The 16,335-nt window shown below is 53.2% G+C and carries 13 protein-coding genes; all 13 read right to left on the reverse strand.

Annotated features, from left to right (window positions below; translation table 11 throughout):
- Window positions 1-154 precede the first annotated feature (154 nt).
- The 13 genes from PLA01S_RS12155 to PLA01S_RS12215 all read right to left on the reverse strand — a co-directional run bounded on the left by PLA01S_RS12155 (window position 155) and on the right by PLA01S_RS12215 (window position 16,306).
- Window positions 155-2,461 carry a Sip1-related alpha-galactosidase gene (locus tag PLA01S_RS12155; RefSeq protein WP_164817414.1) on the reverse strand — a complete coding sequence of 769 codons (2,307 nt, stop codon included), beginning with the start codon at window positions 2,459-2,461 and terminating at the stop codon, window positions 155-157.
- A 26-nt stretch (window positions 2,462-2,487) separates the two neighbouring features.
- On the reverse strand, window positions 2,488-3,489 hold the full coding sequence (locus tag PLA01S_RS12160) for an ROK family protein (protein WP_127592454.1): 1,002 nt from the start codon (window positions 3,487-3,489) through the stop codon (window positions 2,488-2,490).
- Complete coding sequence (locus PLA01S_RS12165) at window positions 3,486-4,118, reverse strand: D-sedoheptulose-7-phosphate isomerase (protein WP_127592455.1); 633 nt, start codon at window positions 4,116-4,118, stop codon at window positions 3,486-3,488. Before PLA01S_RS12165 ends, PLA01S_RS12160 begins: the two co-directional genes overlap by 4 nt.
- Before the next feature lie 24 nt (window positions 4,119-4,142).
- The gene (locus PLA01S_RS12170; protein ID WP_127592456.1) at window positions 4,143-5,630 is read right to left on the reverse strand and encodes an FGGY-family carbohydrate kinase; all 1,488 of its coding nucleotides are present in this window, start codon (window positions 5,628-5,630) and stop codon (window positions 4,143-4,145) included.
- A 47-nt stretch (window positions 5,631-5,677) separates the two neighbouring features.
- Window positions 5,678-8,131 (reverse strand): alpha-mannosidase, encoded by a 2,454-nt coding sequence (locus PLA01S_RS12175; RefSeq protein WP_127592457.1) that lies wholly within the window; start codon window positions 8,129-8,131, stop codon window positions 5,678-5,680.
- Window positions 8,132-8,214: 83 nt separating this feature from the next.
- A complete protein-coding gene (locus PLA01S_RS12180; RefSeq protein WP_127592458.1) occupies window positions 8,215-9,129 on the reverse strand; it encodes a class II fructose-bisphosphate aldolase in 915 nt (304 codons plus the stop codon).
- 26 nt (window positions 9,130-9,155) lie between these two features.
- Window positions 9,156-9,815, reverse strand: coding sequence for an aspartate/glutamate racemase family protein (locus PLA01S_RS12185; RefSeq protein ID WP_127592459.1), 660 nt, complete (start codon window positions 9,813-9,815; stop codon window positions 9,156-9,158).
- Window positions 9,816-9,967: 152 nt separating this feature from the next.
- The gene (locus PLA01S_RS12190; protein WP_127592460.1) at window positions 9,968-10,867 is read right to left on the reverse strand and encodes a carbohydrate ABC transporter permease; all 900 of its coding nucleotides are present in this window, start codon (window positions 10,865-10,867) and stop codon (window positions 9,968-9,970) included.
- On the reverse strand, window positions 10,864-11,787 hold the full coding sequence (locus PLA01S_RS12195; RefSeq protein ID WP_246059456.1) for a carbohydrate ABC transporter permease: 924 nt from the start codon (window positions 11,785-11,787) through the stop codon (window positions 10,864-10,866). The genes PLA01S_RS12190 and PLA01S_RS12195 overlap by 4 nt, the downstream gene beginning before the upstream one ends.
- Before the next feature lie 84 nt (window positions 11,788-11,871).
- Window positions 11,872-13,188 (reverse strand): ABC transporter substrate-binding protein, encoded by a 1,317-nt coding sequence (locus PLA01S_RS12200; protein ID WP_127592461.1) that lies wholly within the window; start codon window positions 13,186-13,188, stop codon window positions 11,872-11,874.
- A 194-nt stretch (window positions 13,189-13,382) separates the two neighbouring features.
- Window positions 13,383-14,603, reverse strand: coding sequence for an ROK family protein (locus PLA01S_RS12205; RefSeq protein ID WP_127592462.1), 1,221 nt, complete (start codon window positions 14,601-14,603; stop codon window positions 13,383-13,385).
- Between the two features lie 167 nt (window positions 14,604-14,770).
- Window positions 14,771-15,109: a four-helix bundle copper-binding protein gene (locus PLA01S_RS12210; protein ID WP_100537998.1), complete on the reverse strand. Its 339-nt coding sequence runs from the start codon at window positions 15,107-15,109 to the stop codon at window positions 14,771-14,773.
- Between the two features lie 126 nt (window positions 15,110-15,235).
- Entirely contained in the window at window positions 15,236-16,306 is a 1,071-nt protein-coding gene (locus PLA01S_RS12215) for a CobW family GTP-binding protein (protein ID WP_127592463.1), read from the reverse strand.
- Between the last annotated feature and the right edge of the window lie 29 nt (window positions 16,307-16,335).

The raw sequence follows: 16,335 nt of genomic DNA on the forward strand, positions 1-16,335 counted from the left end.
GCTCCTTTTTCCTAGTGATGGTTGAACGGACTCCGGCAATATTAAATTCCGGGAACGTTCCCAAAATTGGAATCGCCGAGGAAAGGCCGTTCCTAAACTGGATAAGCTCAGGCTGACAGATGACACCGGCCGCCTTTCCTTAGCACATTCGGCATCAAACCTTTAATTCATGGAAAATCTCAATGACAAGCTCCCCCTCTACTTCGCAGCAATCAATCTCATACAATTCCCCGCTTTGGACCACCTTTACTGCCAAGCCATTAACCGCAGCCTTCACAGTGTGGGCAGGATCCACGGTAAACCCGAAGATGCCGCCTTCAACCAAGCGAACCACCGTTGTCTTAGGATGCTCTTCAATCTGCAGCATAGCGTGAGTGGATAGAAACTTATCCGTCAATCCGATGGGCGTGCAGGATTTCCGAGCCGGGATCACGTTGTAGACCGCAACTTCACCCGGTTGTAAATGCAGGTCCAGCTCCTCGTCTCTTTGGAGCATGCGCACCTTCCGCGTGAGCGGTTCAAACAGCGCAAAAGCTTCGCCCTCGAGGCCCGGTACATCGCTCGGACAGACGCTGCCCTTCACGATAGAGTTATCCAGCGCGATGTTAAAAGCGGCAATGACGCCCGACGGCCCGACCCGGTTCCATACCTTTAACGGAATCGGCTCCGTATTCGGATTGCGGAGCAGGCAGTCCTCCGCCGGCTGGGCCGGCAGGTCTCCTCTCACAATCCGGCCATCCCGGTAGATCATGGGCCATACCAGATCCGGGTCGGTGGTACCCACGGGATCGCTGAAATAGACCGGTCCGCCGCTGATTGCCCTGAGCACGGCACTCTGTAGCGCATCCTCATGCGATGTCCAGAACATGTCCCAATCTCCCCAGTAGAACTGTCCATGATAATAGGAATTGTAAACGTTCTGAAGCGCATGCTCTTTGAAGCTGCCAGCTTCCTGCGGCACAAAGTCATCGCTGTTCCTGGACATGGAAGAGGCGGGTCTATGCCACACGTTCTCCGATCCCATGCCCATGCAGTTCATGATGTTTCCGTCAAAATGTTTATACACGGAAGCCTCCAAAGCCTCATGGGCTCCAGCGGCGGCTTCGCCGGCCGTCATATTGTACATGGTCATGTTCGTAATGGAATTTTGACCGTCGACCTTGACGAAATCGATGCCCTGTTCCTTAAGCTCCCGGTGCCAAGCATCCCAGAAAAAGAAGCCCTTGCTTCGTTCCGGATATGGAATCAGCCTCCCATTCCGTGTTTCGTGCAGGAACTCTCCGTACTGCGCGGCCAAGTCGCTTCCTTGGGATATGCCGCCCCAGTAACCGGCAATCGTATGCCATACACCGACCCAATCCACGCCATATTCATCTTTAAGCTGCCGCGTAACGGGAAGAAGCCCTCCCGGAAACTTTGTCCCGTCCGGCTGCAGCGATTGGAGCCGCATCTCCGACACATCGAGCCAGCCGTCATCAATCATGAACCACTTGACCGGCAGTTTCAGCTGCTTCAGCTCCTTGGCCTTCTCCAGTATTCCGTCCGCATGAACCTCATGATAGAAAGCATCCCAGGAACAAAAGCCGATATGCTCCATCATCGGCGGGTATTTCTTCCCTTTGCGATGCACCCGGCTCAACGCGTGAAGACCTCCCGACGAAGCCTTCTCCGCAAGCGCGTAAGGCTCCCCTCCGCACGAAACCGAGAACGCCAGCGTCGAGATGGAGTCATGTCCGAGAATCAAGGGCGATACCACGGCTTGAAGTCCGCTGTCGTCCCCCTGCAAATCCGTTCGGCATTGGTCATCGCATACAGGAAGCAGATACAGGTACTGATCCGGGGCCGTTCTCCACACCAGCGATTGGGTGCGCCGAGGCAGCGTATCCCACCCCGGGCCAAAATGCGGACGCGTCCACCAGTCCTTATGCCGGTAATTCGCCATATACCCTTCATGAACAGGATGACCAAAGCTTAAAGTGACCGCCCCTTCTGGGCTAAAATAGCTTTGTTTGCCAAACAGGCTCTCATTCACCAGCTTGGCATCCACATAGGCCAGCACGCTCTCTTCCGTGATCACGATCCGCATATCCGCCGAAGCGGTTCCATCCTCACTGCGATAAGCATACCGAAGACAGCCGTCCAGCCTGGTCTCATCCGTGTTGCCGCGCGATGCGAAAGCGGCCTTGATATGGCTCACGACTGCATATCTCGATTCGGCTGCGTCCTGCACTCTATCATCCGAGACGCCTTCTTCCTTCGTATTCGTTGCCGGAATAACTCCTTCTTCGAGTGCTGGGACCTCATCATCGAAGCCGATCTCTTGAACGCCAATGAACTCTAACGGAATGCGTCCGCGCTCATAGGCATGGATGGAAACCGTTATTTGATTGATCAGATCAAGCACGTGTTTGCGCCGATCCAGCAGGTCTTGCCTGTTAACCTTCGTGTAGGTTGCGGACATATCCGATATTCCCCCTCTTCGTTTCATCACTGCAGCTCGACGGCTTCAGTATCAGCCAGCAAAGATAGTGCGTGCATGGCGACTGACAGACCCGCATAATCTCCGACCCGTTCGCCCAGCGCTGCCGGAACCACCCTGCATACCGACAAAGCCCCAGGTAACGCTTCCCGCTTCAAAACTTCAAGAGCAACAGGCTCCAGCAGCTGTTGCTGGCGGCCGTAAATACTACCGATGACAATCATTTCAGGATTCAAAATATCCACCAACACGGACAATCCCCGCCCCAATTCTTCTCCCACGAGATGAAAAACCTTCAGGGCCGTAGGGTCACCATTCTGGGCCGCTTCGCCTACCGCTTGGGCCGTAATGGAACCGAGCTGTCCCCTATCGCTGCAATAGGAGGTCGTACCTCCGGCATTCAGCACCGCTTCCGCATGGGAGGCCGCCAATCTGGCAATCCCGCCCCCGCTGCAAAAGCCTTCAAAGGATCCGGCTTTGCCATAGCCGACCGGACCGTCATGCTCCAGCCGGATATGTCCGACCTCGCCGGCCATATCGTTCGTGCCGGTATACAGCCGACCGTTCAGGATCAGGCCGGCTCCCATGCCGGTTCCGAACGTCAGGAACAGCATGTTTTTCGTGCCCCGTCCAGCCCCCCATCTCCATTCCGACAGGGCGCACGCATTGGCATCGTTTTGCAGGCCGACCGGTACCCGGAATCTTTCTTTAACCGGACTCACCACGTCAATTCCCTTCCAATGCGGTAAATTCGGCGGACTGTTCACAAGCCCGAGCTCGCTGTTCAGCGGACTGCCGCAGCTGATGCCAATCGCTTCAACGCCGGGAAGGTTCAATTGCCGCAGCATTTGCTCAAGCACGTTCATCATGACGGATAGCGCTTCCTCCGGATCATGAGGCGTTGGAAAGCGTTCTTTGGCCAGAATGCTCAGCGTTCCGTTGGTCTCCTGTTTGCCAAGGGACACCGAAATTTTTGTGCCGCCTATATCAAAACCGGATAAGTAGGTCATTCGAAGAACGCCTCCTCCAGCATCAGACATAAGGCATGATAAACCGGAAGATGCCGTTCCTGGATGTCCGAGGTCTCTTCCCAAGGAACGCAAATCGTGACATCGCTGATTGTTTTCAGGACACCGCCGGCTTTGCCCGTCATGACGATGCTGATCATCCCCGCTGCCTTCGCCACCTGTACCGCCCGGATCACGTTGACGGAATTACCGGAGGTGCTGAGTCCCAGAAGGACATCGCCCGGTTTGCCGTATCCGTATACCTGCTGGGCATATACCATGGACGGCTCCACGTCATTGCTGAACGCGCTGATCAGACCCTGTTGGCTGACGAGCGATATAGCCGGCAGCGCGCCCTGCAGGTGATCAGCCATATAATCCCCTTGTTCGGGGTCGACCTCTATTAATTTGGTGCGAAACGATGGAGGCACCGGACGCTTCATCCGGAACCCCTTCATCAATTCGCCGACGATGTGCTCCGAATCCGAAGCGCTTCCCCCATTGCCGCAGATCAACAGTTTGTTACCTGTATAAAAAGCCGATTTTATAATTTCAAAAGCACGCAGAACATCGTTTGCGCAGCCCGCAAGCTCCGGGTATTTGCGCTGCATATTCACCATGATTGCATTCATGTTAGCCTTCACTCCTCATCCAGCTCATTTCCGTAATCTAAGATGATGGCTGATCGGAATATATTGAGATTCGTAAATGTCACGGTAAGCCGAATGCTCCTTCTCCCGAAACGGGATGCTCTTAGTTCTTCTCGCGATATTTGCGTGAGTAGCTGCCTCTTGGGGCGATGAATAGACGCCCGAACCCGCGCCGCTGAGCAGTGCCGCTCCCATCAAGGAAGCCTCCCGGATTTCCGGCACCTCCAGAGAGCGTCCGGATAAAGCCGCTTTGATTCGCAGCCAGGGGGCAAGCCTTGTACCACCGCCCGTCACGCGGATCCGCTCCATCGGAGCTTCCAGCAAACCCGCTGCCGTTTCGCGTACGCGTTCCATCTGGTATGAGGTCCCTTCCAGAACCGCTTTGAACAGATGACCGCGGGAATGGCCTTGGGTTAACCCGATGAATGCAGCCTTGGCCTCCGCATCGGGTTTCGGTGGACCGCTTCCCGCCAGAAACGGATAGTACAGAATTCCGGTCGGCCCCTGCCCGCAGTCGAGCACCTCTTGTTCAAGTGCATCGTATGTCAGATGCGGAAGGCCCATAACCGAGCGTATCCATTCCACAGAGCCTCCGGATGCCGAGTTGCTGCCCATCCAGAACATGCGCCCCTCCACCGGATGGAGGCCGAACGCAAGCTTCGAATCATAATCGCGCGAATGGAGCTCTCTTTCCTCCATAACGCCCACCAGCGTCTCTGCGGTACCCATAGAATTGTATACATCTCCCGGGTTTAAAGCTTCCACCGCCAGTGAGGCGCAGAGATGGTCATGACCGCCGATGCATACTACCGCCGAGCGGGGCAGGTCGAGATGGGCTGCTGCGCCAGATACATGGCCAATGACGTGACCGCTTGGAAACGCCTCCGGAAACAGGTCCAGCGGAAGCTTGAGATGGCCAAGCCACTCCTTATCCCACGTTCTGGTCCGGATATCGAAGGCATAGGTTCGGGCCGCAAGGGTATAATCAAAGGCCATCACGCCCGTCAACCGGTATGCGATATAGCCGGCAACCGATAGCCACACTGCATTTCTCAGAACTGTTGGATCACGCTGCTTCAGCCACAGGATTTTGGCCAGGCTGAGCTTGTATGAAGGTTGCAATCCGCTGGCGAGAAACCTGGCAAACGGATCATCCTCCGCCTCCAGCAGCTTGGCTTGCGGAGCGGAACTTGTGTCCGACCAAGGCACAATCTCCGTTATGGGCTTTCCGGTGCTCCTGTCAAGCAGCAGTCCGCTTTCCGCCATGCTTGTGATACCGATCGAGACAATCCTTGCAGCATCCACCTTGGCGGCCGTTTCCTTGATCATGCCTGCCACATCGGCCCAAATGCGGAGCGGATCGAAGTAGGTGCTGGCATCCCCGTGAACATAAAGCTGGGTTTGACGGCTCGCTTGGGACAGCATCCTGCCCGATGCATCAAAGATACCGACCTTGCTGTTGGTCGTTCCGATATCAATGCCGATCATGAGCATGCCAAACCCTCTCCCTTATTCGTTTAATACAGCCCTCGTGTGCGAATTCATTTCAATCTGGAGACATCCTCCAGATCCCATTCCATCAGATTGATTTCCTTTACTGGTTTTTCTGGGTTTTTCGGTATGCGAAAGGTCTTGATCTCGCTTGGCCCGAATGCCGCCTCGATGCTGCGGTTCCATTTCGGCAGCCGGATGACGGCCTCAGTTCTTACCCGGTTGCTCTCGTAACAACGGATCACCAGATCGTCATTGTCCTCAGCCTGCTTCACCGCACTCACGATGATATTGTCCTGATCCACCTCCAGCAGTGAATCCTTCTGCGGCAGATCGCCATCATGATAGGTCTCGATGACAATCGTCGGCCGCTGATTAAGCTCCAGCGCCCGCTTGACGGTGCCGGCATGTTCCCATGTTCCGGCGTGGGGAAGCAGCCGGTATTGAAACTGCTGGATGCCTTGGTCGATGAAGGAATAGTGTCCGTCCCGCTGCGGCACATGCGGATCGTGGTGGGCATAGATCGGACTCCGGAGTACGGTTAGCGCCAGCTCCTTGTTATGGATGCTGTAGCTGTACTTCGCATCATTCATCAGCGACATACCGTAGACGCTTTCGCCCTCGCGGACAATACCGCTGAAATCGACCCAGCTTTGGCCGGGCTCCTCTTCCCCGTTCCCTTCGCGTTCGATGTACCCGAACGGAATTTCATAGCTGTGACGGGTAAAGATCAGATTCATCGGAAAGACGAGTTTGAGCATTTTAAACTGCTCGCGCCAGTCCACGTGCACCTTGACATCAATGTAATCAAGCTCCTTGTACATCGTGAAGTCCTGCACCAGACGCGAAGCGCCGTATTGGCTTGTCACCCGGATGACCGACTTCACCGGACCATGCTCGACGCGCTTCACCGAGACGGCCTGAAATTCACCGATCTTGTCCTGGAAATGCAGCACCTCGTGACTCCATGTATCCGACTCGTCCTTCATGACGGCCGGCACGGCAGCCGGCCCCTTAAACAGCTCGAAGCCGACCTTTTTGTCGTAGAGGCTGCTGATAAATCCGGTTGCCGGATCAAATTCCAGCCGGAAGCGCTTGTTCTCCATCGCGAAGTCGCTGGCTTTCAAGCCTTCCGGTTTAGCATCGGTGCTGCCGGCAAGCTGAAGCAGCTTATACACGCGGTATCCCAGGGACGGCAGTTCAGCCACGAAGCTCAAACGGTAGCGTCCATTGGACGTGGCATGGGGCTGCACCGTCTGATATGGGATCGTTTTCCCCGTTTCATCCACCAGAACGGCCCCTTCCTTCAAGCCGCCGATCTCCACTTCGACATTGACGCTGCTTGCCCAGGCATGCGGGTTGAAAACCACGAACGGTTTCATTCCCTCCTCATGCTCGATGCCGATATTCCACGAGAACTTCTGTACCGCATAATTCAGATTGCGCTCGGCAATCGACATGGCTTCCCCATGCATATTTCGGGCATCCTCATAAGCGGATTCCAGGCTTGTGCCGGCCAGAATATCATGGAACTGGTTGAACAATACGTTCTTCCAGGCGGTTCCGTAATCGTGCGGATAAGGCTGACCCAACAGACGTTCCGCGAGAGCGGACCATTTCTCTGCAGCACTCAGCTTGTTCTCGGCTTGCCGGTTCCACTGCTTGATGCCGGAATGGGCTGCGTAACAGCCGCTGGCGTGGTGCTGGAGATCGTCATGAACGACAGGCAGGGAAATCCCCAACTTCTCCATCTCTGCAAAATATTGATTCGGCGTAGAGAATACCAGCTCCGGGAAAGTCTCATCATCGTTCAGCCGCCGGATGCTCTCAATATTTTCCTTGGTCGGTCCGCCCCCATGGTTGCCAACGCCGTAAAACACCATAATCTCGTTGAGGGGATCCTTAAGCTCTGTCATGCAGCGGCTGACGTGCCGATCCAGATCCTTGCCCCAGGACAAATATTCGAACGGAATCCGGTAGGAAGTAACCCGGCTCCCATCGCTGGACTCCCATAGAAACAATCGGCTGGGCAATCCCTTCTCGCTTGGCATCGGACGCATGAAAATATAGGAATCCATCCCGCTTTTCTTCAAAATTTGCGGCAGCATGCCGTTATGGCCGAAGCTGTCCACGTTGTAGCCGACCTTGGCCGTCACGCCGAATTTTCCCAGAAAATATCGCTGTCCGTACAGGCCCTGGCGGACGAAGGATTCGCCGTTGGGAATGTTGCAGTCCGGCTGAATCCACCAGCCGCCCACGATCTCCCAGCGACCTTCCGAGATACGCTGCCGAATCTCTTCAAACATGGCGGGATCGTTGTTCTCCACCCATTCGTACATGGCAGCCGAGCTCGACGTATAAACGAAATCATCATACTCGTTCATCCGATCAAGCACCGAACGAAAAGTCGCCTTCGTCTCCTGAAAACCTTCCTGCCACTGCCACAGCCACACTGGATCCAGATGGGCATTGCCAATCATGTGGAGCTTCTGCTTTTGCTTCATATGTGTGAACCTCCTGTAAGTTCAAAGATTGAATGTGTATCAACGATTTAAGTGCATATGGTATTTCAGCAAATGCGATTCTTTTAAAAATGATGTTCTTGAAGCTCGCTGTTCAGAACATGGCGGATTTTCTCCATCACCGTGTCCGCGACGGCTTGCTGGCCCAAAGCCAGCTCGGCTGCGTTTAACTGAAGGCATTCCTCGTTGGTCATCCGTTCCTTCCGGTTCAACGCGCCCAGCAGCGCCAGCTCCAGATCGGTCGCGATATTCACCTTGCTGACACCGCCATCCGGCAGCTTAACCGCCTTCTGGACCATGTCGGCCGGCACGCCGGAACCTCCATGGAGGACCAGATGGACGGGAGTCAGGGCCCGAATCGCCCGGAGCCTTCCATAATCCACTTTGGGCTGCTTTACCATGTAGACGCCGTGAGCTGTACCGCATGATACCGCGAGTGCATCCACGCCGGTCTGCCGGACAAAATAAGCCGCTTCCTCGGGATCCGTATACAGCTCCTCGTCCTTGTCGGTCTCCACGAAATCCGTCGTTCCGATCATGCCGAGCTCGGCCTCGACCGAGACGCCCTTGGCATGCGCATACTCCGCTACTTCCCGGGAAATGGCGATGTTATCCTCCAGGCTTTTCTCCGAAGCATCGATCATGACGGAGGTGAAGCCTGCCACTATTGCTTCCTGAATCGTTCCCAGCTCCTTCGTATGATCCAGATGCAGCACGACCGGAACGGTGATGTGATCCGAGTTCAATCGCTCGTAGAATTCATCCGCGAATTCGGCCGGCGTTATGCCGTAACGGATCAATTCTTTATGGGAGATTTGCACGATCGCCGGTGAGCTGCTCATCTGAGCTCCGTTTAATACGGCCGCGATCATGGGCGTATAGCGCGGCGAGAAGGAACCGATGGCAAACCGGTTGATCTCGGCAATCTCCAATGCTTTTTTCAGCGTAAGTACGTTTTCTGGCTTGGTTGTGCGAGTCATGATTTCATCTCTCCCTATCCTTTTGTCTATGTGAAATAAAGCTGCTTCAGCCGCTCCATTCCTAACCTCGGGCTGGTTAACATACGCGATCCGATTTCCTCCGGCAAGGCCGGTATGACCCTGGACATCGATGCCTGCGCCAACACCACGACATCACACCGCTGCGATAGCTGCTGAAGCTGCTCTGCAAGAAGCTCATCATGCCCTTTCTGATCCCCGTCCATCAATTTGGCATAAGCCTCGGAAACAACCAGCGGAATGAGTTGGATGGAGTCCTGTAGATTAGCAGCTTTCCTTTGAAGCAGATTCAGGGTAGGCCTCATGGTCGTCTCCAGCGTTGCGGCGACGCCGATCCTCCGGCCCCTCGATACTGCAAGATCTGCCATGGCATCATCGATGCGAATCACGGGAACGGTGACCGCTCCCGCTGCCCTCTCGGCGATGTCGCCAACGGAGGAACAGGCAGACAGAATACATTCGGCCCCCGCTTCTTCCGCATACCGGGCATAGGTGGTCCATTTGTTTGCCACGGTTTGGACGACTGCTTCATCACCATCCCTCAACTGCGGCAGAATCGAATCATCCAGCCAATGAAGGAGCGTGCAGCCGGGCAGTATTTCGGAAGCCAGCTCTTTCAACAGTGGGATCGTGACCGCCGTCGTATGGATAATGGCTAATTTGTTCACGTTCGTGCCTCCTTGTCGATACCTCAGGTTGTCATTGTGTTTTTATTTTTGGGAACGTTCCCATTCGTATTAAAAAGCGCGGATGGAGTGTCTTGATGCCCCCATGCCCATGGACATGGGAGCTGCGGTTACGTAACCGTCATCAAGATGTCTCAACCCTTCAGGGCTCCGTTCAGATTCATGCCTTCAAGGAAATATCGCTGGAACAGCAGGAATACGATAATAATCGGAAGCAGCACCATGCAGGATGCGGCCAGCAGAAAGTTCCACTGCGTGTTCAGCTGTCCGATGAACACCTTCAAACCGATGGGCAGCGTAAAGGTTGCCGGGTCCGTCAAGTACAGCAAGGGACCCAGAAAGTCATTCCAGCTGCCGTTGAAAGCCAGCACTCCGACGGTGGTCAAGGCCGGTGCGGACATGGGCACAATCAGTTTTCGCCAGATGTAGAAATTGTTAGCCCCGTCAATGTAAGCCGATTCGATCAGTTCTGTAGGTATCGTCATGTAGAACTGCCGCAGCATAAAGATGAAGAACGCGGAGCCTAGAAACGGCGGCACGATCAGCGGCAGAAACGTCCCCACCCACCCAATATTCGCATAGAGAATATACTGTGGAATCATCGTGACGAATCCCGGGATCATCATCGTGGCCAGGATGACCGCAAACCAGAAATTCCGGCCGACAAATCTCATTTTGGCAAACCCGTACGCAACGAGCGAGTTGGACAGGACGGATCCGACCACCGCAAAGGCGGCGACGATGACCGAGTTGCCGAGGTAGCCGCTAAACGGGGCCGCCTGCCAGGCTTCGCCGAAATTGCTCCATACAAATTCCGTAGGCCACCATGTCGGGGGATATGCATATACCTCCTGCGATGTCTTCACGGCCGTAATGAACATAAACCACATCGGCAGCAGGACGGTTAACGAAAATAACGACAGCAGAATGAAATTGACCGCCATCAGCATGCGGTTGGTCTTTTTCACGCTCGACAGCCGTTTCACCTTCGAGGCTCCTTTGGAGGCAGGCACGGAATAATGGGGAGTGCTCATCGATTGTCACCGCCTTCGTAATGAACCCAATATTTCGAAGCGGACATGTTGATGACCGTGATGATCATGACAATGACGAACAGGAACCATGCCATAGCCGAAGCATATCCCATCCGGTAGTCCACGAACGCCTCATTAAACAGATGCAGATTGTAAAACAGCAGGGAGGAGGCCGGACCTCCGGCCCCGTTCTCGGACATGACGTAAGCTTCCTGGAACACCTGGAAGGCGCCGATCATCGTCGTAACGACGTCAAAGAATATGATGGGCGTAATCATCGGAATCGTAATTTTGAAAAAGCGCCGTATTCTGCCCGCTCCGTCGATCTCTGCGGCTTCATACAGCTGCTTCGGAACGGAATGGATGGCGGATAGGTAAAGCAGCATGCTGGTCCCGATTCCCCACAGCCTCATCAGCACGAGCGAAGGCTTCGTCCATGCCGGATCCGTCAGCCACGAAGGGCCTTCGATCCCGAAGAAACGGAGAACCGTATTGATCAGGCCGGTTTGAGGTCCGAGCATTTGCATCCACAGCATATACATCGCAACGCCCGCCAGTACGGTCGGCATATAGAACAGCATCCGGAAAAATCCGCCGCCCCATACCTTCTGGCTTAGCAGCGCGGATACGGCAATCGCCGCGATGGCTGAGAACGGTACGCCAACGGCTACATACCACAATGTGTTGGATATCGATTTCCAGAACAAAGGATCCTGAAAGAACATTTCGGAATAATTGCTGAGTCCGATCCAATCCCGTCTGGAAGTAATATTGTAGTTGGTAAAAGAGACATACAGGGAAAATAGCAACGGTCCGCCGGTTAGAGCGAAGAACCCCAACAACCAAGGCGAGATAAACAAGTAGCCCTCCAAATTGCTTCTTAAGCCGATTCTTGGTGCAGCCTTCTTTCGCATCTTCATCACTTCCCGCTTCTAGTTAGTGGTATATCCGCAAAAAGGTATACCTCAGAACGCGCCCTTTTGCGGATTATACGGTTATGATGCTTACTTCTTGTTTCGTTGCACGAGATCCTCAACCGCTTTTTGTGCTTCGGCCATGGCTTCTTCCGGCGTCTTTTTGCCGATCCATACTTCTTCCACCTTCGGTTTCACGAGATCCATATGGCTTGGCGCAAATACCGGGAACGGCGTCAGCGCGGTCCACTCCATGTTCTCCGTCGCTTTTTGGAATACCGGATGAGAGAGCGCCTCGTCGCTCTCCGCGGCTTCGATGTTCGCTACGCTGTCGTATACTTGCGTCGCCCAATACGTTTGAGCCTTCGTATCCGTCAAATATTTGACGAATTCCCACGAGGCATCGGGATGTTTGGCCCCGACCGGAATTTCGGCCGTAAAGCCGCCGCCCCAGGACCAGTGCCCGGAGCCTTCTTTAAACTCGGGGATGAAGGCCATACCGTAATTTTTATCCGGCGCGAAATCGCGGACCTTCGTGAATTCGGTAGCCGTTTGTGCAATCATCGCTACCTTGCCGGATACGAACGGATTGGTCATCCCGTTGCCGAACTCGGCTGTAAACGCATCCAGTTTTCTTTTGGTGTAATAATCAAAATAGTTCTCTTTCACCCATCTCACGGCTTCCAGCTTCCCCGGCGTGTTCACGGTCACGGTTCCGTCATGCTGGAGGAAGGACTTTCCGCCGTCGGCGTTCAATGCCCAGAAATCCCAATCGACATGGGTCAACGGATAGAACCCAAGACGTTCGATATTTCCGTCCGCATTGACCTTATCGAGCTTTCTGGCGGTCTCGAGCAATTCATCCCAGGTCGTGGGAGGAGCCTCTGGGTCCAGGCCTGCTTCCTTGAACATGTCCTTATCGTAGAACAGCAGTCTCGTATCTGTGGTGAACGGGATGCCGTAAGAATGGCCTTCATGTACGGTAGCATCCCATAGCTGCGGATAGAACTTATCTTTGAAGCCGGGCTCTTTATCGATATACGGCTGCAAATCCATCGATTGCTTCGCGTCCGCTCGGGTTGGAACGCTGTTAATATCCTGAATGACAATATCCGGGGGATTGCCTGCTGCGGTAGCGGCAAGCGCCTTCGTCCATACATCGCCCCAAGGATAATGAACATGCTTGACGACGATTTCATCCTGGGAAGCATTGAAATCACTCACAATTTGCTCGATGACGGCTTTATGCGTGCCGTCGCCCCACCAATCCCATAACTCGAGTGTGATCTTGCCAGCATCAGCCGGATTTGCCGAAGAATTCGTGTCTGTCTTGGCGCAGCCGACCAGTGCAGCAGACATCAAAAGCGTAGAGATTAACAGCATCATGCCAAACCTGATCCTCTTCATCATCATTGCCCCCTGTACTTGGTAGTAGTGAACATTTTAGACTCCTACAATTATTAAACTTTATTCAATAATTAATGAGTGATAACGAAATTATAAACGCTTACATAATTAAAAGTCTATACTTTTTTGATATTTTATACAAAATTATTGAACTATCTTTAATATTGATGCGGGTGAGGGTCTCCTTTTCCCCTCTACTCGCTCATTTCATTCAGGTATTTTTCAAGCACGATCGTTCCGGCCCCAATGATACCGGCATGCTCTCCCAACTCGGATGGCTGAAGCACGATTTTATTATGGAAGCTGGACAGGCTTCTGTTATAGGATGTTTCTTTTACATATTCGAAGAAATCCGGGTACCGGTTAGCGAGAACCCCGCCAATGATGATGGTCTCCGGCGTCAGCAGATTAATGACATTAGCCAGCGAAATGCCGACATAGCGTGCCGATTCGTTCAGCATATTGGCAGCTAATTGATCTCCATCCAGACCGGCCGTAATCACATCGGTGACGTCCAAACCGCGGTCATTGCCATCATACGAGGATTTAAGAGAACTGGCAGCTCCGCGCCGCAGCTCCTCTCCGACTCTGCGGACAATAGCAATACCCGATGCAATCGCTTCAAGGCAGCCGTAATTGCCGCAATTGCAGCGCGGACCGTCAATATCGATCGTACAGTGCCCGATCTCACCCGCTCCAAAAGGGTAACCCTGATATATTTTTTGATTGAAGATCAGTCCGCTCCCGATCCCGATATCCGCATCCACGTACACCAAATTGTTGAAATGCCTGCCGTTACCGTACCATAACTCACCGAGTGCCATAACGTTAGCGTCCTTCTCGATTTGGGTTGAAAGCTCCGTATTCTCCTCGATCAGTCCCTTTAATCGTACCTGATGCAGCCCGGGAAGGTTGGGCGGTGTCAATATCCTGCCTTGTACCGGATCGAGCGGTCCCGGAGCTCCCACGCCAATACCAATGATTTGGGACTTCAGGCCCGACTCGTCCAATACGGCTTGAATCGTGGAGATAATCATATTCACAACGCTACCGCGATTGGTATTATCTTCGAAGGCGCAGCGTTTCTCCATCATCGCTTTTCCCTGCAAATTAATGACGGCCGCCCTTACGGAGGATGCGCTGATATGTACTCCGACCGTGTAAATATCGCCGGGATTCAAGGAGATGAGTTTGGGCTTCCTGCCGCGGCTGGAATCGTCATAAAATCCGGCTTCAATGATCAATCGATCCTTCATCAGCTCTTCCACCAGATTATTAACGGCAGTAAATGTTAAATTCATCTTGGCCGCGATTTCCGCTTTCGTTAAACTGCCGTAGTCACGAAGCAGCGCGATAATGCCGATACGATTCAGGTTCCGGACATGCCGATTGTTCTTACCAACTGATTTGTTCATGTTAAAACCTCATTCTTTTACCAATAATTGTACTTGCTTTCTCACACATCTATCATAGGGGAAAATTCGGAGTTAGTAAAATCCATTCCCTCAGGCTCCAACTAAAAAGCCTGATTTCCTCTTCGGAAATCAGGCTTTGTTATATCAAACGATGGTGACTTGTTGACTTACATGTGATTTAGCATTTCGCGGCATGCTTCGGCACATTTCCGGCACGCCTCGGCACATTGTTTGCAATGCTCGTGATCATGCTTCCCGCACTCTTCGGCGCAAGCAAGACACGCCTTCATGCACAGCTCGCAAATTTCCTTAACGTAAGGGCTTTTTCGTGACATGGCTTGAGCCGCAAACGCGCATATATCGGCACATTCTCTGTCGAGTGATATACAATCGCGAAGCTTGGCCAGTTCGTATTCTTTCAGACAGGACACATAGCATACATTGCAAGCGTTCATACATTGGAGACATGCTTCGATGCATTCTTTATATTTGAGTTCATTTAACATTGGATAGATCCTCCTTGTAGTTATTACGCTATGCCTTTGTATTAAACGCTCGACTGCCCTCTGAATCAAACATTGGCCAGAAAGACCTAAGGTACAATTGCCCAAAATGATCAGGAGATTGTTGACTTATGCCCGACTTGCCTTCCCCTCCAGCATTTCAAGCTGCTCCCGCAGCAGCGATTTCTGAAAATGCTCCCCGATAAACACCACCACATCCGGTACTTGGCCCTGGGGCGTTATTTTCATAAAATCGGATTCGCGGAACGCGTACTGGAACAAAAAACGGCTGTTGGTATCGCTAAAGGTGAGAATCCCTTTGGCCCGGTATACATCCCTTGGCAGGCCGGCTATCAATCGTTCAAACTCCACGCTGTTTACCGGATGGCTGAAATAGTACGTGTACGACATGACATGATCATGAGAACCATGATCATGTGCATGGTCGTGGTTGTGGTCATGCTCATGGCTGTGGTCATGCTCATCCCTGTGGGTATGTTCATGGTGGTTGGCATGCTCGTGCTTATCTGCATGCTCTCGGGCATCCCTGCCCTCTCGATCATGCGCATGCGAATGCTTATCCTGGCCATGTGGACCGCTCTGCAGCAGTTCTTCAAGATTCATGTCGCAGCGCACCGCGGGCATAATCGGAGCATACGGATTCCAGCGCTCGACCAGCTGCTGAATCGTCTCTTTGTCCTGATCGTTCACCTGGTCCATCTTATTGAGGACGAGCGCCGAGGCTGCACGAATCTGCTCTTGCATCAAACGATAGGTCTTCCCCTTCTGCTCTATGTTCAAATGCAGCAGATGCGCGGCATCTACGACGGTGATTAGTTTTTTCACGTCAATTCTCATGTATAAAGCAGCTTCCGCGGCCGCGTCCAGAATTTCCATCGGATTGGCGATCCCCGTCGCTTCAATGACGATGACATCCGGCTGTTCCCGCTGGATGAGCTTCGCGATTTCAGATGATAAATCGGATCGAATGGTACAACAGATACAGCCGCTCAGCATTTCTGCCGTTGGTACCTCTTCATCGGTGACAAGCCCTTCAATGTTAACCTCGCCGATCTCGTTCATGACAATGGCCGGCCGCAAACCCTGCTGCTTGAAAGAGGCAATGAGGCGGCTAAGCAATGTCGTTTTTCCACTGCCGAGAAAACCTGATAAAATATAAATGGGTGTTACGTGCTCCACGTTCCATACTCCTTTGCGCGCATCGTTTA

The organism is Paenibacillus lautus NBRC 15380 (assembly GCF_004000945.1).
Taxonomy (GTDB): domain Bacteria; phylum Bacillota; class Bacilli; order Paenibacillales; family Paenibacillaceae; genus Paenibacillus_AQ; species Paenibacillus_AQ lautus.

Excerpts from the sequence above, each read along its gene's own strand:
- PLA01S_RS12155 (WP_164817414.1), bottom strand. The coding sequence starts at position 2,461 with ATGTCCGCAACCTACACGAAGGTTAACAGGCAAGACCTGCTGGATCGG.
- PLA01S_RS12160 (WP_127592454.1), bottom strand. The coding sequence starts at position 3,489 with ATGACCTACTTATCCGGTTTTGATATAGGCGGCACAAAAATTTCGGTG.
- PLA01S_RS12165 (WP_127592455.1), bottom strand. The coding sequence starts at position 4,118 with ATGAATGCAATCATGGTGAATATGCAGCGCAAATACCCGGAGCTTGCG.
- PLA01S_RS12170 (WP_127592456.1), bottom strand. The coding sequence starts at position 5,630 with ATGCTCATGATCGGCATTGATATCGGAACGACCAACAGCAAGGTCGGT.
- PLA01S_RS12175 (WP_127592457.1), bottom strand. The coding sequence starts at position 8,131 with ATGAAGCAAAAGCAGAAGCTCCACATGATTGGCAATGCCCATCTGGAT.
- PLA01S_RS12180 (WP_127592458.1), bottom strand. The coding sequence starts at position 9,129 with ATGACTCGCACAACCAAGCCAGAAAACGTACTTACGCTGAAAAAAGCA.
- PLA01S_RS12190 (WP_127592460.1), bottom strand. The coding sequence starts at position 10,867 with ATGAGCACTCCCCATTATTCCGTGCCTGCCTCCAAAGGAGCCTCGAAG.
- PLA01S_RS12195 (WP_246059456.1), bottom strand. The coding sequence starts at position 11,787 with ATGAAGATGCGAAAGAAGGCTGCACCAAGAATCGGCTTAAGAAGCAAT.
- PLA01S_RS12200 (WP_127592461.1), bottom strand. The coding sequence starts at position 13,188 with ATGAAGAGGATCAGGTTTGGCATGATGCTGTTAATCTCTACGCTTTTG.
- PLA01S_RS12205 (WP_127592462.1), bottom strand. The coding sequence starts at position 14,603 with ATGAACAAATCAGTTGGTAAGAACAATCGGCATGTCCGGAACCTGAAT.
- PLA01S_RS12210 (WP_100537998.1), bottom strand. The coding sequence starts at position 15,109 with ATGTTAAATGAACTCAAATATAAAGAATGCATCGAAGCATGTCTCCAA.